Below are 18,823 nucleotides of genomic sequence, written 5' to 3'. Positions count from 1 at the left end.
TCGGCTCAGTCCCCCGCGGGGGCGTGCTCCGCCGCCGTACGCACGTCGATCTCGCGCCAGAAGCCCGCGCGGATCGCGTACCGGTCGTGCTCGTCGATCTGGTCGTCCTTGTGCGCGAGGAGGCCGAACCGGGCGGCGTAGCGGAGCAGTTCACCGTCCACGCGGTGCGGAATGCGCGGGTACATCGTGGACAGCTTCTGCACATGGCTCTGGTCGGGGAGGCGCTCCATCCAGCGGCGCGCGAAGACCTGGCCCACCTCGTACGGATCCCCGCCGACCGTGGTGATGTCCTCCTCGCGGTCCGCCCAGCGCTGCTCGGCGGAGGTGAGCTGGGCGAGGGTGGGCAGCGCTGCGGCCTCCGCGGACTCCGTGGCGCCCCCGGGCCGCTCGATCCAGCCCTTGTCCGAGGACCAGCGCAGCGTCGCGCTCGCGGGGTGCTGGGCGGGCTGGGTGCCGGGTCCGCGCAGCGCGGCGAGGTCCTTGGGGGTCGGGACGCCCTTGGGGGCGGGCACCCGCTCCTCGGTGCCGTTGCGCGACTCGGCCGCCGAGTGGTGCTCGGTCTCCTGCGCGGACCGCTCGGACGTCGTCGTGAGCGCGGACTCGGGCAGCGGCGCGGAGAGGATCGCGGCGATCTCGGGGCGCGGAACGGGCTGCGGCGCGCAGATCCCGCCGAGGTCCTTGGCGCGTACGGCCTTGGTGATCCAGGCCCGGTCGAGCACGCGCCGCTCGTCGGCCTCGGCCACCAGGTCCTCGGACTGGTTGTAGTCGCCGTCGGCGGCCTGCACCGCCCACAGGTGTACGGCGACGCCGTGCTCCTTGGCGGCCATCATGCCCGGCAGCAGATCCCCGTCGCCGGTCACCAGGACCACGTCGGAGCAGGCGCGGTTGCGCGCCAGCTCGGTCAGCTCGGCGTGCATGGCGGCGTCGACGCCCTTCTGCGCCCACCGTCCGTCGCTGCGGGTCAGCGCGCCGAGACGCACCGTCACTCGCGGCATCACGCGCAGCCTGCGGTGCTCCGGCTGCGGTACGCGGTCGGGGGCACCGTCGAACCAGTAGATGCGCAACAGGGGCCGCTCCGTGTCGGACTCGGCGCGCTCGCGCAGGCCCTGGATGAGGGCGGCGTGGTCGACGGTGATCCGGGATCGCGAAGGCTCCCCGGCGAGGAGACTGGCAGCAGCCCCGAGCAGATACCCGGCGTCCACCAGGACGATGCAGCGGTCCACGCGATCCACCCTCTTTCCGGGAGGTTTGCTTCGGGCTTCCTTCGAGTCTGCCCGACCGTGCGGAGGTTAACGGCCGGAACTCGATCTTCGGCGTGGCGGATCAGAAGATCACGCTTCGACAGGGCTTATTACGCACGGTAATTCTCCGAAATGCGACGCTTCTCAGCCTATGTGAGTCTGAACGCGGCCCTGGCCCCTAGATCCCCCTCAGGAGGCAGATCACCATGGCCAAGAACAAGAACCGCAAGCAGGGCAGCCAGCAGAACCGCGCCTCGCAGGCCGAGCAGGCCCACGAGCACGCGCAGCGGTCCTCGGCGGAGGCTCAGCAGTCGCCGCTGTCGCACGCTCAGGGCAGCCCCGCGGATGTTGCCCGTAAGCAGCAGAAGCGCTTCGGCCACAACTGAGGCCACGCGCACGGGCTGTTGAAAGCGCCGCCGGGCTGAGGCCCCACGGGGCTGTGAGAGCCCAGACACACACCGAGGGGCGCATCCGGATGCGGATGCGCCCCTCGCGTCCATGCATTGCGGTGTGCCGGCCGGCCGGGCGGCACGGTCCGCGTGGCGCCCGTGTGTCAGCCGGCCCGGCTGGACGGCTGGACGGTCCGAGCGGCGCGGGTGTCAGCCGGCCAGGCAGGACGGTCCGAGCAGCACCTTCAAGTCGCCGAAGAGCGCCGGATCCGGCTTCACCCGGTGCCGGTCGAGCCGCAGCACGGTCGTCTTGCGCGGGCCCTGGAGCTTGATGCGGACCTCGCTCTCGCCCTTGTGGTGGCTGAGGATCTCGCCGAGGCGGCTGACCATGGGCGGGGTGACCTTGACCGCCGGGATGGTGAGGATCACGGGTGCGTTGGTGCCCGCGTTCGACAGGTCGGGGACCTGGAGCTCCATCGCGACCAGGCGCGGCACGTCCTCGCGCTTGTCGAGGCGGCCCTTGACGAAGACGACCGCGTCCTCGACGAGTTGGGTCGACACCAGCTGGTAGGTCGCAGGGAAGAACATGCACTCGATAGAGCCCGCGAGGTCCTCCACGGTGGCGATCGCCCAGGCGTTGCCCTGCTTGGTCATCTTGCGCTGCAGGCCGGAGATGATGCCGCCGATGGTCACGACCGCGCCGTCCGCGTGCTCACCCCCGGTGAGCTGGGAGATGCCCGCGTCCGCCTTGTCGGACAGGACGTGCTCCAGGCCGAAGAGCGGGTGGTCGGAGACGTAGAGACCGAGCATCTCCCGCTCCTGGGCGAGCAGATAGGCCTTGTCCCACTCGTCGGTGGTGAACTCCACGTCGAGGCCGAAGCCCGGCTCGCTGGTCTCCTCCTCGCCCATGCCGCCGAAGAGGTCGAACTGTCCCTCGGCCTCCTTGCGCTTGACCTGCACCACGTTGTCGATCATGGGCTCGAACTGCGCGGTGAGGCCCTTGCGCGTGTGCCCCATCGTGTCGAACGCGCCCGCCTTGATCAGCGATTCCGTGGTGCGCTTGTTGCAGGCGACCGCCTCGACCTTGTCGAGATAGTCGGGGAAGGAGGCGTACTTTCCCTTGGCCTTGCGGCTCTTGATGATCGACTCGACGACGTTCGTGCCGACGTTACGGACGGCCGAGAGGCCGAAGAGGATCACGTCGTCGCCCTGCGCGGCGAAGTTCTGCTCCGACTCGTTGACGTTGGGCGGCAGCACCTTGATGCCCATGCGCCGGCACTCGTTCAGATAGATCGCGGACTTGTCCTTGTCGTCCTTGACCGAGGTGAGCAGACCGGCCATGTACTCGGCCGGGTAGTTCGCCTTCAGATAGGCGGTCCAGTAGGAGACCAGTCCGTACGCGGCCGAGTGGGCCTTGTTGAAGGCGTAGCCGGCGAAGGGGACCAGCACGTCCCACAGGGCCTGGATCGCCTCGTCGCTGTAGCCCTTCTTCTGGGCGCCCTCCTGGAAGAGGACGAAGTTCTTCGCCAGCTCGTCGGGCTTCTTCTTGCCCATCACGCGGCGCAGGATGTCGGCCTCGCCGAGCGAGTATCCGGCGATGATCTGGGCGGCCTTCTGGACCTGCTCCTGGTAGACGATCAGGCCGTAGGTGACCGCCAGGACCTCCTGGAGGGGCTCCTCCAGCTCCTTGTGGATCGGCGTGATCTCCTGCAGGCCGTTCTTGCGGAGCGCGTAGTTCGTGTGCGAGTCCATGCCCATCGGGCCGGGACGGTAGAGCGCCGAGACGGCGGAGATGTCTTCGAAGTTGTCGGGCTTCATCAGGCGCAGCAGCGAGCGCATGGGGCCGCCGTCGAACTGGAAGACGCCGAGGGTCTCACCGCGCTGGAGGAGTTCGAAGGTCTTCGGGTCGTCGAGCGGGAGGGCCAGCAGGTCGAGGTCGACGCCCTTGTTGGACTTCACCATCTTGACGGCGTCGTCCATGATCGTCAGGTTGCGCAGGCCGAGGAAGTCCATCTTCAGCAGGCCGAGCGACTCGCACTGCGGGTAGTCCCACTGCGTGATGGTCACGCCGTCCGTGTGCCGTACCCAGACCGGGGCGTGGTCGACGATGGGCTCGCTGGACATGATGACGCCGGCGGCGTGCACACCCATCTGCCGGACCAGGCCCTCGACGCCCTTGGCGGTGTCGATGACCTTCTTCACGTCCGGCTCGTTCTCGTACATCGCCCGGATCTCGCCGGCCTCGCTGTAGCGCGGGTGCGAGGGGTCGGTGATGCCGCTGAGGTCGATGCCCTTGCCGAGGACGTCGGCGGGCATCGCCTTGGTGAGGCGGTCACCCATCGCGTACGGGTAGCCGAGGACGCGCGCGGAGTCCTTGATCGCGTTCTTCGCCTTGATCTTTCCGTAGGTGCCGATCATGGCGACCTTGTCGGCGCCGTATTTCTCGGTCACGTACCTGATCACCTCGACGCGCCGACGCTCGTCGAAGTCGATGTCGACGTCGGGCATGGAGACGCGCTCGGGGTTCAGGAACCGCTCGAAGATCAGACCGTGCGGGATCGGGTCGAGGTCGGTGATGCCCATGGCGTACGCGACGATCGAACCGGCCGCCGAGCCACGGCCAGGGCCCACGGCGATGCCCTGCTTCTTGGCCCACATGATGAAGTCGGCGACGACGAGGAAGTAGCCCGGGAACCCCATCTGGATGATGACGTCCATCTCGTACTCGGCCTGCTTCTGGCGGTCGTCGGGGATGCCGCCGGGGAAGCGGCGCTCCATGCCGCGGCGGACCTCCTCCTGGAACCAGGTGACCTCGGTGAAGCCGTCGGGGATGTCGAACTTCGGCATGAGGTTCTTCGCCTCGAACATGCCGGAGGTGTCGATCTGCTCGGCGACCAGGAGGGTGTTGGCGCAGCCCTCCTGCCAGGCGTCCGAGGAGTCGACGGCGTACATCTCGTCCGTGGACTTCAGGTAGTAGCCCGTGCCGTCGAAGCGGAAGCGGTCGGGGTCGGAGAGGTTCTTGCCGGTCTGGATGCACAGCAGGGCGTCGTGGGCGGTCGCCTCGTGCGCGTACGTGTAGTGCGAGTCGTTCGTCACCAGGGGCGGGATGCCGAGCTTCTTGCCGATGTCCAGGAGGCCGTCGCGGACCCGGCGCTCGATCTCGATGCCGTGGTCCATCAGCTCGAGGAAGTACCGGTCCTTGCCGAAGATGTCCTGGTACTCGGCGGCCGCCTTCAGGGCCTCGTCGAACTGGCCGAGGCGCAGCCGGGTCTGGAGCTCGCCGGAGGGACAGCCGGTGGAGGCGATGAGCCCCTCGGACCACTGGGAGATGGTCTCCTTGTCCATCCGCGGCCACTTCTGCAGCCAGCCCTCGGCGTACGCGTCCGAGGAGAGCCGGAAGAGGTTGTGCAGGCCGGTCCTGTTCGCCGCCCAGATCGTCTTGTGCGTGTAACCACCCGAACCGGACACGTCGTCGCGCTTCTGGTGCGGCTGGCCCCACTGGATCTTGCGCTTGTTGCGCCGGGACTCCGGGGCGACGTACGCCTCGATGCCGATGATCGGCGTGACGCCCGCCTTCTTGGCCGTGTGGAAGAAGTCGTACGCCCCGTGGAGGTTGCCGTGGTCGCTCATCGCGATGTGCGTCATGCCCATCTCATTGCAGGCATTGAACATGTCCTTGAGCCGCGCGGCACCGTCCAGCAGCGAGTACTGGGTGTGGACGTGCAGGTGCGTGAACGGCGGCTTTGACACGGCTTCGGCCTCCAAGAAGAACAATCGTCGACAGGCTGCGGACAGTCTGGGGGGACAGCGTCGAAGTCTATGACGCGGGACTGACACTCCGCGGAGGATCACACGTACCTTCATCCGGGGTACTCGGATCCCAGGGCGTACGTCCCCCACTTCCAGGGCGTACCTCCGACGACCCGGGGCGTATCTTCGTGCACTCCCGGGGCGTACCTTCGTGGACTCCCCGGGCGTACCTTCGTGGACTCCCAGGGCGTACGTTCGTCAACGGAATCCGGGCACTCACGCTCACTTTCGTCCGTTGGAAGTGGACGGACCACCTGTCCCAGGGGGCGGCGCGCCCGTCCCACAGTCATGCACCACCTGCACCAGGAGGCACCCAGCGATGTCGGTCCCGCAGCTCAGCGCCGAGCAACGCGGCGAGCAGATCCTCGCCGTCTTCGACACCGCCTTCGGCGAGCTCCTGGCCGCCGACCCGGCCGCGTTCCGCGTGAAGTTCCGCAAGATGGCGGCCTCCGCCTTCGCGTTCTACCGGGGCACGGCGGGCCTCTTCTACCACGACGTGGACCAGGAGAAGCGCGGCGGACCGTACCTGGACGAGCGGACCTCCCGGGTCTGGATCCACGGCGACCTGCACGCCGAGAATTTCGGCACGTACATGGACGCCCAGGGCCGCCTGATCTTCAATGTGAACGACTTCGACGAGGCGTACGTCGGCCCCTTCACCTGGGACCTCAAGCGCTTCGCCGCCTCCGTGGCGCTCATCGGGTACGCGAAGGCGCTCAGCGACGACCAGATCACCGAGCTGGTCAAGGTGTACGCGGCGGCCTACCGCGAGCGCATCCACGCCCTGGCCACCGGCGCCAAGAGCGACGAGGTCCCGCCCTTCACGCTGGACACCGCCGAGGGCCCGCTCCTGGACGCGCTGCGCGACGCCCGCTCGCTGACCCGCTTCGGACTGCTCGACTCGATGACCGAGATCCGCGACTTCGAGCGCCGCTTCGCCCCCGGCGGCGGCTCCATCGAGCTCGACGCGGCCACCCGCTACAAGGTGCTCGCCGCCTTCGACGGCTACCTGGAGACCCTCCCGGAGTCCTCCCTGACCCGCCCGGACTCGTACCGGGTGAAGGACGTCGTCGGCCGCCGCGGCATCGGCATCGGCTCGGCCGGCCTGCCGTCGTACAACATCCTTCTGGAGGGCAACAGCGACGCCCTGGAGAACGATGTGGTGATCTACATCAAGCAGGCCCAGACGCCGGCCGTCTCCCGGCACATCACGGACCCCTCCATCCGCGACTACTTCCAGCACGAGGGCCACCGCACGGTGATCTCCCAGCGCGCCCTCCAGGCGCACGCCGACCCGTGGCTCGGCTGGACCGAGCTGGACGGCGCGGGCCAGCTGGTCGCCGAGGTGTCGCCGTACGCGGTGGACCTGGACTGGGGCGACATCGACGACCCCGAGGAGATCGCCTCGGTCGTCGCCGACCTCGGCCGGGCCACGGCCACGATGCACGCGGCGGCGGACGACGAGAGCGGCCACTCGGAGCTGGTGCCGTTCTCCACGGAGCGGGCCATCGACGCGGCGATCGCGGCCGACGAGGACGGCTTCGCGGGCCTCCTGGTGGACTTCGCGCACAGCTACGGCGCACGCGCGCGCGGCGACCACCAGATCTTCGTGGACCTGTTCCGCAACGGCCGGATTCCGGGCCTGTAGCCCCGAGGGCAGCCCTTCGGCAGCCCTCGGACGGCGGTCTCACAACGCTCCCGTAACGCATAGGAACCCTTTAGGGGGTGCTTACGGGAGCCCGTGGGAGACTCTCCAGCGCTATGGACATATCCGGGACCCCGCTCAGAGCCCTTCGCGCGGCTCTGTTCACGGCCGTCGTCGTGACGCTCTCGACGGCGTCGCACGTGCTGCTGTCCCGGGTCCCGCTGGCACTGACCACCGTGGCCGCGATCACCGGCGCCGTCTTCGTCGTCGCATACGCGCTGGCGGGCCGCCGGCGCGGCTTCGGGCCGATCGCGGCCCTGCTGATCCCGCTGGAGCTGGCCGCCGACACCGTGTTCACCACGGGGCAGCACGTCTGTTACGGCAGGGCCGGCGGCCCGGTCGCGGGCCCGCTGCGCTCGGTCGGCTTCGACGTACTGTGCGGCGGCGGCACCGTGGGCAACCCGCTGGCCCACGTCACCGGCGGCGGCACCGACCGCGCGGCGGCCCTGCTCGCGCACGCCGACCCGGCCGCCGCCTGGCTGCTGCTCGGCGCGCACGTCGGCGTCGGGCTGCTGGCGGCGGCCTGGCTGCACCGCGGCGAGCGCGCCCTGGACCAGCTGCTGCGCGCGGTGACCGCGGCCACCTTCCGGCCGCTGCTGATCGCGGTCGCCACGGTGACCGTACGGCTCGCTCCGGTCCGCCGGCTGCCGCGCACCGCGCGCCGGACGGCCGGCGCCCGCACGCGCCTGTTCGTGCACTCCCTGGGACGGCGAGGACCGCCGTGCTTCGTCGCTGTCGCGTGAGCGAGTCCGCTTGAGCGACGGCCTGCGGCCCAGCGGCGGCGGCCGTCTCGGCGACAGCGGCTGAGCACCAGCAGTCCCCCACACGTATTCGCGTACGACATGTGCGCGTCCCACATGGAGATCACCACTATGAGCCAGCGGAACAGCAAGGCGGCGAAGACGGCGGCACGGGAGCGGCTGCGCGAGGAGCGCGAGCGCCAGGCCAAGCGCGACAAGGTCAGGCGCCAGGCCATCGTGGCCGGCTCCCTCGTCGCGGTCCTCGCGATAGCCGGCGGCATCGGCTACGCCGTCGTGCAGAACAACAAGCCCAGCTACTGGGAGACCGCGAAGGACGACAAGGTCGTCGCGCCGGCCAACACCACGGGCACGAACGGAACGACCGTCGTGCTCGGCAAGAGCACCGCGAAGAAGACCCTGAAGCTGTACGAGGACCCGCGCTGCCCGGTCTGCGCGCAGTTCGAGCAGACCGTCGGCTCGACGGTGAAGAAGGACTTCGACGCCGGCCAGTTCAAGATCCAGTTCGTCGGCGGCACGTTCCTCGACGGCGACTCCGACAAGAGCGGCAAGATCCAGATCGGCTCGCGCGGCGAGGGCTCGAAGAACGCGATGAGCGCCCTGGGCGCCGCGCTGAACGTGAGCCCGGAAGCCTTCCTGGAGTACAAGACCGCGCTCTACTCGGCGAAGTACCACCCCGACGAGACGGACGACAAGTTCAAGAGCGACGACTACCTGATCGAGGTGGCGAACACGGTCGGCGCGCTCAAGAACAACACCGCGTTCCAGAACGCCGTCAAGGACGGCAAGTACGACGCCTGGGCGCTGGCCATGTCCGAGACGTTCAACACGAACAAGGACGGCGTCAGCGGCACGCCGAGCCTGGTGATGGACGGCAAGAAGCTCACCGGCTCCGACGGCAAGAGCGCGCCCATGACCGTCGACGAGTTCACCACGGCGATCGACGCGGCACTCAAGGCCTGAGCCACCGGCACGGGGGCCGAGACCCGGCCTGAGCGACCGGCGCCGCGGCCAGGACCCGGACTTGGCCCTCGCCATCGCGGCCACGGCCCTCGGCCTCCGCCACCGCGGTTCACGATCCGGCCTCGGCCACCGGCACCGCGGCCAAGACCCGGCCTTGGGGCCCTCGGCACCGGGGGCCGAGACCCGGCCCGAGCCACCCCGGCCCGGCCGGATTCGGGATACCGGCCCGCGCTGACGCGCGCGTTGGGCGACCAGCTCTCGAAGAGCGGGCGAACTTTTGCCAGTTCGCCCGCTCTTGGCTTGTACCGATCGGTAACCTGATCGCTCGTGACCAGTCGCTTCAGATCATCCGACTCCTCGGGCGCCGTCAACTCCCGCGCCCCGCGCCGCCGTACGGTCGTCAAGGCCGCGGCCGCCACCGCCGTCCTCGCCGCCCCGCTCGCGGCCGCGCTGCCCGCCCGTGCCGCCACCGGGACACCGGCCTTCCTGCACGGCGTCGCCTCCGGCGATCCGCTGCCCGACGGCATTCTGCTGTGGACCCGTGTGACGCCCACCTCCGAGGCGATACCCGGCTCCGGGCTCGGCCCGGACACCGAGGTGAGCTGGACCGTCGCCAAGGACAAGTCGTTCGGCACGGTCGTCGCCAAGGGGTCCACCACCGCGTCGGCCGCCACCGACCACACCGTCAAGGCGGACATCCGCGGCCTGGAACCGGCCACCGACTACTGGTTCCGCTTCTCCGCCGGGGGCACCGACTCACCCGTCGCCCGCACCCGCACCGCCCCGGCCGCCGACGCCGCCGTCAGCGGTCTGCGCTTCGGCGTGGTCTCCTGCGCCAACTGGGAGGCGGGCTACTTCTCGTCGTACCGCCACCTTGCCGCGCGCGGCGACCTGGACGCCTGGCTGCACCTGGGCGACTACATCTACGAGTACAAGTCCGGCGAGTACGCGGCGCGTGGCACGGTCGTACGGCCGCACGCCCCTGCCAACGAGATCCTCACCCTCGCCGACTACCGCACCCGGCACGGCCGTTACAAGACCGACCCGGATCTGCAGGCCCTGCACCACAAAGCCCCTGTCGTCGCGATCTGGGACGACCACGAGTTCGCCGACAACGCCTGGTCGGGCGGCGCGGTCAACCACACCGAGGGCGCCGAGGGCACCTGGACGGCCCGCCAGACCGCCGCGAAGCAGGCCTACTTCGAGTGGATGCCGGTCCGCCCGGCGATCGCGGGCACCACCTACCGCCGGCTGCGCTTCGGCAAGCTCGCCGACCTCTCCCTGCTCGACCTGCGGTCCTTCCGCTCGCAGCAGACGTCCACCGGCAGCGGCTCCGTCGACGACCCGGACCGTACGATCACCGGCCGCGCCCAGCTGGACTGGCTGAAGGCCGGGCTCAAGTCCTCCGACACCCGCTGGCGGCTGGTCGGCAACTCGGTGATGATCTCGCCGTTCTCGGTGGGCTCGCTCCCCGCCGATCTGCTCAAGCCCCTCGCCAAGCTGCTCGGACTGCCGCAGGAGGGCATCGCCCTCAACACCGACCAGTGGGACGGCTACACGGACGACCGCCGCGAACTGCTCGCGCACCTGCGCTCCAACGCCATCCGCGACACGGTCTTCCTGACCGGCGACATCCACATGGCCTGGGCCAACGACGTGCCCGTCGACGCCGGTACGTACCCGCTGTCGGCCTCCGCCGCCACCGAGTTCGTGGTCACCTCGGTGACCTCCGACAACCTCGACGACATCGTCAAGGTCGCGGAGGGCAGCGTCTCCGCCGTGGCCGCGCCGATCATCCGCACGGCCAACCGGCACGTCCACTGGGTCGACACCGACCGCCACGGCTACGGCGTCCTGGACATCACCGCCGACCGCGCGCAGATGGACTACTACGTGCTCTCCGACCGTACGAACCCGAACGCGACCTCGACCTGGGTCCGTTCGTACCGCACGCGCAGCGGCACGCAGAAGGTGGAGCGGACGTACGACCCGGTGTAGACCTCGTAGGTCCCCGCCGACACAGACCGTCGGAGACCTCTGCTCCGTGTCATAGGCCTCTAGAGACTGTCGAGGAAGCCGAGCGCCACCTTCCAGGTGGCCTCGGCCGCCTCACCGTCGTAGTCGGGGAGGTCGGGGTCGGTGTAGAGATGCCCGGCACCCGCGTACCGGTAGATCTCCACGTCGGCTCCGGCTCTCTGCATCTGCAGATACCAGGCGCTCAGCCAGTCGTCCGTCTCGAACGCGTCGGGCTCGGCGACATGCAGCTGGACCGGCAGCTCGTCCACCGAGGCGCTCTCCGCGATGTCCGACGTGCCGTGCAGGAGCAGCAGCCCACGGGCCTTCTCGTCGCCGAGCGCCAGGGTCTGCGCGATGGAGGCGCCGAGCGAGAATCCGGCGTACACCAGACCGCGCTCGGAGTAGGGCGCGGCGGCCAGCACAGCACGTCTGAGGAGCTCCTCCTTGCCGATCCCGTCGTTGAAGGCCATGCCCTCCTCCACCGTCTCGAAGGTGCGCCCCTCGAAGAGATCCGGTGTCCACACCTCGTGTCCCGCGGCGCGCAGCCGGTCCGCCGCGGCCCGCACCGCAGGACGCAGCCCGTAGGTCGAGTGAAAGAGCATGATGTTCATGAGCCCCATGGTGCCAGCCGGGACTGACAACACCGGGCGGCGGCCGTACCCACTTCCGCCCAGAGATCACATGTTCATCATCGCCCCCGGGCGGTTACGGTCTCTGGCATGGAGAACGTACTGCGCCCGCTGATCGTCGTCGGTGGCTCGGTCGTGCTCACGCTCCTCATCGGGTGGGCCGTCGACCAATTGATGCGACGAGCCGACGACAAACACCACGAGACCACCCCGCTGTGGGGCATGCTCCGCCGCGCCCGCGTCCCCTTCCAGCTCGTGCTCTTCGCGGCCCTGCTCAGAGGCTCGTACGACCAGGCGAAACTCCTGGTGGAACACCGGGTCGGCATCGGCAGGACCCTGACGCTGATCCTCATCGGGTCCGCCGCGTGGCTGGTGGTGCGCATCGCGACGGCGATCGTCGAGACCTCGTACACCCGTTACGCGACCTCCCGTCGCGATCCGGCGCGGGTCCGCCGGGTGCGCACGCAGGTGACGCTGATCCAGCGGGTGGTGTCCGCGATCGTCGCCGTGGTGGCGGTCGCGTCGATGCTGCTCACCTTCCCCGCGATGCGTGCCGCCGGTGCCTCGCTGCTGGCCTCGGCCGGCATCCTCGGCATCGTCGCCGGTGTCGCCGCCCAGTCCACGCTCGCCAATCTCTTCGCCGGGCTGCAGATCGCCTTCGGCGACATGGTGCGTCTCGGCGACACCGTCGTGGTGGACGGCGAGTGGGGCACGGTCGAGGAGATCACCCTGACGTTCCTGACGGTACGGACGTGGGACGAACGGCGGATCACGATGCCTGTGTCGTATTTCACGTCCAAGCCCTTCGAGAACTGGTCGCGCGGCACACCCCAGATGACCGGCATCGTCTTCTTCCACGTCGACCACTCCGCCCCCGTGGAGGCGATACGCGAGAAGCTGCGGGACATCCTGCGCGAGTGCCCGGCCTGGGACGGCCGCGACTACGGACTGGCGGTCACGGATTCGACGCCCAACACCATGCAGGTACGCGCCCTGGTCACCGCGAAGGACGCGGACGACATCTGGACGGTACGGGTCACGGTCCGCGAGCAGCTGATCCGCTGGCTGACCGAGGCGCACCCCTACGCGCTCCCCCGCGTGAACACGGCGGACGCGGCCCTGCCACCGGGCCAGGCACGGCGCGCCGCATGGGACGGGGCGGACGGAGCGGCGGCCCGCCCTGACTACGGCAGCCCCGCTCCGGAGCCACCTCGGACGGGCCCGGGCCGCGGCTGATCACCCGTGAACGGGTGTCGTCCCCGGGCTCCTGTCCGGCGCCCGGGGGCGCCGGAGGGGGGTGCGATCCCACGGACGGGCAACCGTCAGCAGGCGCCGACCGCGCCCCCGGATACGGTCAGCAGCCGCCGTACGGCCAGGTGCCGACGGCGGGAACCCCCCACCGGGAGGGCCGGACTTGTCCGCCCACCAGAAGCACGCCGCGCGCGGGTGGGAGAGAAGTCGGTCGGGGAGGGAAGTCGGTCGGGAGAGACTCGTCAGCGGAGGCTGCGCACGTCGAGATGGCGCAGCACCCGGTCCACGATCTCCGGATCCGCCCCCGGTTCACTCCGCGCGGACAGCACCTCGTGCCGTGCCGCGCTCATCATCTCCCCCTGGATCCGCCGCATCCGCTTCATCCGGCGAGCCCGCTGCTCGTACGCCTCGCGCCGCTCCTCGTCCCCCAGGTCGGGACTGATCCGCACCCCGATGTCGAAGGCCCGCCGCAGCAGTTGCTCGGACGCCTCCTCCGACAGCTCCTCCACTTCCTCGATCTCCCGCAGCCGCCGCTTCGCGGCCTTCGCGGCCCGCACCGCGAGCTCCTTCTCGAAGGCCTTCTCGCTGTCGATGTCGGCCCGCACCCCGAGCTTCCTGACCAGCCATGGCAGGGTGAGTCCCTGCAGCACGAGCGTCGCCATGATCACCCCGAAGGCGATGAACACGATCTCGTCCCGGTCCGGGAACGGCGACCCGTCGTCCATCTTCAGCGGGATCGCCAGCGCCAGCGCCACCGAGGCCACGCCCCGCATCCCGGCCCACCACATCACGACGGTCTCCCGCCACGAGGTCGGGATCTCCTCGTCGTAGTCCCGCTTGGCGTGCAGCCGTTTCGTCAGCCAGGTCGCCGGCATCAGCCACATCAGCCGTACCAGTACGACGACGGCGACGATCGCGGCGGCCCAGCCCAGCATCTCGCCCCAGCGCCCGGACGCCGTCCGGATGGCGTTGTGCAGTTCGAGCCCGATGAGCCCGAAGGCGACTCCGGTGACGAGCGTGTCCACCACGTCCCAGACGGTCGACCCGGCGAGCCGGGTCAGGACGTCGTCGGCGTCGGTGGCGTACTCCGCCAGGAACAGCGCGGTGGTCAGCACGGCGAGTACACCGGAGCCGTGCAACTCCTCGGCCAGCACGTACGAGGCGTACGGCGCGAGCAGCGTCAGCCCGATCTGCAGCGTGGCATCGCCGAGGAGGTCCATCAGCTTGTTCGCGGCCCAGCCGAGCCCCAGCCCGACGGCGACCGCGACGACGGCCGACAGCACGAGGTCGAGTCCCGCGCGCCAGGGTGAGAAGGTCCCGCTCACGGCGGCGGCGATCGCCACGTGGTACAGCACGATGGCCGTCACGTCGTTGAAGAGGCCCTCCCCCTCCAGGATCGACACCAGCCGCCGCGGCAGTCCGAGCTGCCCGGCGACGGCGGTCGCGGCGACCGGGTCGGGCGGCGCGACGAGCGCGCCCAGCGCGACGGCGGCGGCGACCGGCAGCCCCGGCACGATGGTGTTGGCGACGACGGCCACGGCGGCGGTGGTGACGAAGACGAGCGCCACGGCCAGCAGGAAGATCGGCCGCTTGTTGGCGGCGAACTGTCTCCACGACGTGCGCCGCACCGAGGCGTACAGCAGCGGCGGCAGCAGCGCGGGCAGGATGAAGTCCGGCGGGATGTCCACGTTCGGGACGAAGTCCAGCACCGCCAGCACGATCCCCAGGAGGGTCATCAGCACGGGCGCGGGCAACCCCAAGCGGTTCCCCACCGGGACGCTCACCACGGCCCCGAGCAACAGCATGAACAACAGGGCCAACTGATCCACGGTCAGCGCTCCGGCGAGGTCTAGGCGATCAAGGACGAGCCAGACCTCAAGCGTGCCACGCGGCTACGACAAAGCCGGGCTACAGGGCTTTGCGCATCGCCCGGTGCGGAATGCCCGCGTCGGGGAACTCCGCGCCGTACGCCACGTACCCCAGCCGCTCGTAGAACCCCAGCGCCCGCGTCTGCGCGTGCAGGTCCACGGCGGCCAGTCCACGCGCGCGTGCCGCGTCCTCGATGGCGCCTACGAGCGCGGCGCCGACGCCGAGCCCACGCGCCTCCCGCGTCACGGCGAGCCGGCCGAGCGAGCCGGCCGTCAGGTCGCCTGCCGTCTTCGCGGCCGCCGCCTCGCCGTGCAGGAGTCGCCCGGTGCCGAGGGGCACCCCGTCCGCACGGACGGCCAGCACATGGAGGGCGTCGGCGTCGTAAGCGTCGTACTCGATGTCCTCGGGGACGCCCTGTTCGGCCACGAAGACGTCCTTGCGCACCGCGAAGCACGCCTCACGGTCGGCGGTGTCCTCGGCGACCCGCACCACGTACGCGGCACTCACGCGTAGCTCTCCTCACGCACCTTGTCGAGCGCCTTCTGCAGGTCCTCGGGGTAGCCGCTCTCGAACTCCACCCACTGCCCGTCGCCGGGGTGCTCGAAGCCGAGCCGCACCGCGTGCAGCCACTGCCGGGTGAGACCGAGCCGCTTGGCCAGCGTCGGGTCGGCGCCGTACGTCAGGTCGCCGACGCACGGGTGGCGGTGGGCCGCCATGTGGACGCGGATCTGGTGGGTGCGCCCGGTCTCCAGCTTGACGTCGAGCAGGGAGGCGGCGCGGAACGCCTCGACCAGGTCGTAGTGCGTGACCGAGGGCTTGCCCTCGGCCGTGACCGCCCACTTGTAGTCGTGGTTCGGGTGGCGTCCGATGGGGGCGTCGATGGTGCCGCTGGTCGGGTCCGGGTGGCCCTGCACGAGGGTGTGGTAGCGCTTGTCGACCGTGCGCTCCTTGAACTGGCGCTTCAGCGACGTGTACGCGTACTCCGACTTGGCGACCACCATCAGGCCCGACGTGCCGACGTCGAGGCGGTGCACGATGCCCTGGCGCTCGGAGGCGCCGGAGGTCGAGATCCGGTACCCGGCGGCGGCGAGACCGCCGATCACGGTCGGGCCCGACCAGCCGGGGCTGGGGTGGGCGGCGACGCCGACCGGTTTGACGATCACCACCACGTCATCGTCGTCGTGCACGATCTCCATGCCCTCGACGGGCTCGGCGACGATCTGCACGGGCGCGGGGGCCTGCGGCATCTCGACCTCGAGCCAGGCACCGCCGTGCACCCGCTCGGACTTGCCGACCACCGAGCCGTCGACCGTGACCTTCCCCGCCGCGGCGAGCTCGGCGGCCTTCGTGCGGGAGAAGCCGAACATCCGGGAGATGGCGGCGTCGACGCGCTCGCCCTCCAGGCCGTCGGGCACGGGCAGGGTACGGATCTCGGGAATCGTGCTCACCCGTCGAGTATGCCGGACCGGTCCGACACCACCTGACCACGTCCCGAACATCCGTGCCCGTGGGAGCCCTCCGGAAGCCCTGTACGTCGCCCGGTACGTCAGTCCTTGTGGACCGTGCCGAAAACGCTCGGGGCCAGTCCTTGTGGACCGTGCCATACGCTCGCGGCCAGTCCATGTGGACCGTGCCGAACGCTCGGGATCAGTCCTTGTGGACCGTGCCGTCCGGGTCGAGGCCGCGGAAGGACAGCAGCACGATCAGGATGCCGCCGCAGACGATCGCCGAGTCGGCCAGGTTGAAGACCGCGAAGTGCTTGGGCGCGATGAAGTCCACGACCGCGCCCTCGAAGACGCCCGGCGAGCGGAAGATCCGGTCGGTGAGGTTGCCGAGCGCGCCGCCGAGGAGCAGACCGAGCGCGATCGCCCAGGGCAGACTGTAGAGCTTGCGCGCGAGCCGGGCGATGACGACGATCACGGCCGCCGCGATCACCGTGAAGATGACGGTGAAGGCGTCGCCGAAGCCGAAGGCCGCGCCCGCGTTGCGGATCGCCTCGAACTTCAGCCAGGTGCCGATGACCTCGATCGAGTCATGGTGCTCCAGCTTCGCGACCACGATCATCTTGCTGACGAGGTCGAGGGCGTACGCCAGCACGGCGACCGCGAACAGGACGGCGATCCGGCGCCTGCGGCTGCCCGTCGGCCGCTCGTCCGCGACCCGCGTCCCGTCCGCGCCGGAGTCCACGGCGGAATCGACGCCGGAGTCCACGCCGGACCGCTCGGCCGGGGCCGACGCGTCGGAGCCGGACCGGCCGCCCGGCGCCACGTTCCCGGCGGACTGCTCCGGCTCGGCGCCCGCCGCCCCTGGGATGTCCGGCGTACCGATGATGCGCTCCGCCTCTGCCACGTGAGTGAGTCCCTCGACCTAGGTTCCTGACTGAGGACGAGGGTACGGCACACCCCCCGGGGCCCACGTGTTCAGGAGCCCTTCCACGACGTCAGGTCACGGCGTTCGCGCTACTGATCAGTAACGGCGCTCCTGCTTCTGCTTGCACTCGACGCACAGGGTGGCGCGCGGAAAGGCCTGCATCCGCGCCTTGCCGATGGGGTTGCCGCAGTTCTCGCAGAGTCCGTACGTGCCCGCGTCGAGGCGCTCCAGCGCGCGCTCGGTCTGCTCCAGCATCTCGAGCGCGTTGGCGGTGAGCGCCATCTCGTGCTCGCGCGTGATGTTCTTCGTGCCGGTGTCCGCCTGGTCGTCGCCCGCGCCGTCGCCGGAGTCGCGCATCAGGCCCGCGAGCGCCTCCTCGGACGACGAGATCTCGGTCCGCAGCCGCAGCGCCTCCGACTGCAGCTCCGCCCGTGCCTCAGCGACCTCTTCCGGGGTCCAGGGGTCCTCACCGGGCCGCACCGCGAGCTCGCCGGGCTCCACCGCCGCGACCCGCGCCTTGGGAACCGGGGTGGGCTTCTTCGCCGCCGTGGCCGTGCCCGGAGTCTTCTTCGCAACCACTGTCGTGGCTCCCGTCGTCTTCGCGGCCTGGGCCGCACCCTCGGCCGCGGAAGCGACCGCCTTCTTGGCCGTACTGGTGCTCTCCTTGGCCGCGGCCGCCTTCCCTGCCGCCTTCTTCCCGGCGGCCCCGGCGGGCTTCTCGGCCGCCGCCTGCTTCGCCGCCGCCGCGACCGTCTTCTTGGCCGCGGCCTTCTTGCCGCCCGCCTTCGTGGACGCCGTCACCGAGACCGCCGCCCTCGTGGACGTCGATTTCGCGATCGCCGCCTCCGTGGACCCCGACTTCGAAGCCGCTCCCTTCGCAGACCCCGCGCGCGTGGACGCCGGCTTCGTGGACGACGGCTTCGTGGACGACGTTCTGGTGGCCGCCGCCTTCGAATTGACCGTCCTGGTCGTCGCGGTCTTTGCGGGGGCCGCTCTCTTGGCGGCCGTCTTCGTAGCGGCCGCCTTCTCGCCGTTCGCCTTCGTAGGAGCCTCTTTCCCGTCGGCAGCCTTCGTGGCGGCCGTTCTCTTGGCAGCGGCCTTGGCAGCCGTCGCCGTCTTGGAAGACACCTTTGTCGCCGCCTTCGAAGCCGTCTTCACGGGCCGGGCCGCGCCCGTCGCGGATTCCCGCTGTGTGCTCTTCTTGCCGCTCACGTCCTTGGCCGCCGGACCCGTGGATCTGCCGGACGCCGACTGCTGTACGGCGGTCTTCTTCGCCACCATGGCCGCGGCCCCTTCACATATTGTGATCTGCGCGCGAATCGTGCTGGGACGATAAATCGACTTCTGGCCCGCGGCAACGGGGCACGCTCTCTCTTCGCCCGCCCCGCGGGTCCCTCGTGACAGACCTGCATGCGTTGTGCCCAGCTCCCCGCCCGGTAATCCGCCGTGCCTGGCGTCCCAGGATCCGGACGCCCGCGCCTCGCCATTCGGGTCACCGCGCAGGCCGCCGGGGTACCCCGGAAAACCGGTCGGCCACTGTCCGCGCGGCGCCGTACACTGGGCGGAGCGAGAAGCGTGGATGGGGACGAGTAGCGGCGTACGCAGCCAGGAGCGACCCGGGGACGGTGGAAGCCCGGGGGCGAGCGCGACGCGAAGATCACCCCGGAGCCGCCGGCAGAACACCCCGCAGGGGGCCAGTAGACCCGGCATCGCGACCCCAATGAGGGGGCTCACCGGTGCACACGGGCGCCGGGGAGCCAAGGAGGGTGGTACCGCGGGAGCGCGCCGCACACGGCGTCCGCAGCAGCTACGAGGTAGCAGC

15 protein-coding genes are annotated in these 18,823 nt (G+C 70.2%); 7 read left to right on the top strand and 8 right to left on the bottom strand.

All coding sequences use genetic code 11. The features are described 5' to 3' along the window. Positions 1-5 precede the first annotated feature (5 nt). Entirely contained in the window at positions 6-1,223 is a 1,218-nt protein-coding gene (locus ACFVXA_RS13175; protein WP_362034256.1) for an NYN domain-containing protein, read from the bottom strand. Positions 1,224-1,447: 224 nt separating this feature from the next. Between ACFVXA_RS13175 and ACFVXA_RS13170 the strand changes: the two genes are divergently transcribed. After that, positions 1,448-1,627 carry a hypothetical protein gene (locus ACFVXA_RS13170; protein WP_362034253.1) on the top strand — a complete coding sequence of 60 codons (180 nt, stop codon included), beginning with the start codon at positions 1,448-1,450 and terminating at the stop codon, positions 1,625-1,627. Positions 1,628-1,840: 213 nt separating this feature from the next. Here the strand turns inward: ACFVXA_RS13170 and dnaE are convergent, their stop codons facing one another. Further along, positions 1,841-5,380 (bottom strand): DNA polymerase III subunit alpha, encoded by a 3,540-nt coding sequence (gene dnaE / locus ACFVXA_RS13165; protein ID WP_390024991.1) that lies wholly within the window; start codon positions 5,378-5,380, stop codon positions 1,841-1,843. Between the two features lie 379 nt (positions 5,381-5,759). On the opposite strand from dnaE, the gene ACFVXA_RS13160 reads away from it, so the two are divergent. The 4 genes from ACFVXA_RS13160 (at position 5,760) to ACFVXA_RS13145 (ending at position 10,864) form a co-directional block, all read left to right on the top strand. After that, on the top strand, positions 5,760-7,088 hold the full coding sequence (locus ACFVXA_RS13160; protein WP_362034247.1) for a DUF2252 domain-containing protein: 1,329 nt from the start codon (positions 5,760-5,762) through the stop codon (positions 7,086-7,088). A 113-nt stretch (positions 7,089-7,201) separates the two neighbouring features. Next, complete coding sequence (locus tag ACFVXA_RS13155; protein WP_390024989.1) at positions 7,202-7,888, top strand: hypothetical protein; 687 nt, start codon at positions 7,202-7,204, stop codon at positions 7,886-7,888. A 129-nt stretch (positions 7,889-8,017) separates the two neighbouring features. Continuing rightward, on the top strand, positions 8,018-8,866 hold the full coding sequence (locus ACFVXA_RS13150) for a thioredoxin domain-containing protein (RefSeq protein WP_362031320.1): 849 nt from the start codon (positions 8,018-8,020) through the stop codon (positions 8,864-8,866). Between the two features lie 327 nt (positions 8,867-9,193). Further along, positions 9,194-10,864: an alkaline phosphatase D family protein gene (locus ACFVXA_RS13145; protein ID WP_383738811.1), complete on the top strand. Its 1,671-nt coding sequence runs from the start codon at positions 9,194-9,196 to the stop codon at positions 10,862-10,864. A gap of 59 nt (positions 10,865-10,923) precedes the next feature. On the opposite strand, the gene ACFVXA_RS13140 is transcribed toward ACFVXA_RS13145, so the two are convergent. After that, complete coding sequence (locus ACFVXA_RS13140; protein ID WP_384019342.1) at positions 10,924-11,493, bottom strand: dienelactone hydrolase family protein; 570 nt, start codon at positions 11,491-11,493, stop codon at positions 10,924-10,926. A gap of 108 nt (positions 11,494-11,601) precedes the next feature. Between ACFVXA_RS13140 and ACFVXA_RS13135 the strand changes: the two genes are divergently transcribed. Beyond that, a complete protein-coding gene (locus ACFVXA_RS13135; protein WP_362031314.1) occupies positions 11,602-12,747 on the top strand; it encodes a mechanosensitive ion channel domain-containing protein in 1,146 nt (381 codons plus the stop codon). A 257-nt stretch (positions 12,748-13,004) separates the two neighbouring features. On the opposite strand, the gene ACFVXA_RS13130 is transcribed toward ACFVXA_RS13135, so the two are convergent. The 5 genes from ACFVXA_RS13130 to ACFVXA_RS13110 form a co-directional block, all read right to left on the bottom strand. Next, entirely contained in the window at positions 13,005-14,591 is a 1,587-nt protein-coding gene (locus ACFVXA_RS13130; RefSeq protein ID WP_362031312.1) for a Na+/H+ antiporter, read from the bottom strand. A 79-nt stretch (positions 14,592-14,670) separates the two neighbouring features. Further along, entirely contained in the window at positions 14,671-15,138 is a 468-nt protein-coding gene (locus ACFVXA_RS13125) for a GNAT family N-acetyltransferase (protein ID WP_362031310.1), read from the bottom strand. Then, complete coding sequence (locus tag ACFVXA_RS13120; RefSeq protein ID WP_362031308.1) at positions 15,135-16,079, bottom strand: RluA family pseudouridine synthase; 945 nt, start codon at positions 16,077-16,079, stop codon at positions 15,135-15,137. The genes ACFVXA_RS13125 and ACFVXA_RS13120 overlap by 4 nt, the downstream gene beginning before the upstream one ends. 199 nt (positions 16,080-16,278) lie before the next feature. After that, a complete protein-coding gene (gene lspA / locus ACFVXA_RS13115; protein WP_390024987.1) occupies positions 16,279-16,980 on the bottom strand; it encodes a signal peptidase II in 702 nt (233 codons plus the stop codon). A gap of 117 nt (positions 16,981-17,097) precedes the next feature. Continuing rightward, positions 17,098-17,802, bottom strand: coding sequence for a TraR/DksA C4-type zinc finger protein (locus tag ACFVXA_RS13110; RefSeq protein WP_362031304.1), 705 nt, complete (start codon positions 17,800-17,802; stop codon positions 17,098-17,100). Between ACFVXA_RS13110 and ACFVXA_RS13105 the strand changes: the two genes are divergently transcribed. Continuing rightward, positions 17,789-18,337 carry a hypothetical protein gene (locus ACFVXA_RS13105; protein ID WP_390024985.1) on the top strand — a complete coding sequence of 183 codons (549 nt, stop codon included), beginning with the start codon at positions 17,789-17,791 and terminating at the stop codon, positions 18,335-18,337. The two genes, ACFVXA_RS13110 and ACFVXA_RS13105, sit on opposite strands and share 14 nt — an antisense overlap. Positions 18,338-18,823 lie beyond the last annotated feature (486 nt).

The organism is Streptomyces sp. NPDC058246, assembly GCF_042881985.1.
Classification (GTDB): domain Bacteria; phylum Actinomycetota; class Actinomycetes; order Streptomycetales; family Streptomycetaceae; genus Streptomyces.
Note: the sequence above shows the minus strand (reverse complement) of the source record. Positions and strands in the feature narration are given on the sequence as shown.

Bases quoted from the DNA above. Each gene is read 5' to 3' on its own strand.
- ACFVXA_RS13140 (WP_384019342.1), bottom strand. From the start codon at position 11,493: ATGAACATCATGCTCTTTCACTCGACCTACGGGCTGCGTCCTGCGGTG.
- ACFVXA_RS13160 (WP_362034247.1), top strand. From the start codon at position 5,760: ATGTCGGTCCCGCAGCTCAGCGCCGAGCAACGCGGCGAGCAGATCCTC.
- ACFVXA_RS13150 (WP_362031320.1), top strand. From the start codon at position 8,018: ATGAGCCAGCGGAACAGCAAGGCGGCGAAGACGGCGGCACGGGAGCGG.
- ACFVXA_RS13170 (WP_362034253.1), top strand. From the start codon at position 1,448: ATGGCCAAGAACAAGAACCGCAAGCAGGGCAGCCAGCAGAACCGCGCC.
- ACFVXA_RS13135 (WP_362031314.1), top strand. From the start codon at position 11,602: ATGGAGAACGTACTGCGCCCGCTGATCGTCGTCGGTGGCTCGGTCGTG.
- ACFVXA_RS13155 (WP_390024989.1), top strand. From the start codon at position 7,202: ATGGACATATCCGGGACCCCGCTCAGAGCCCTTCGCGCGGCTCTGTTC.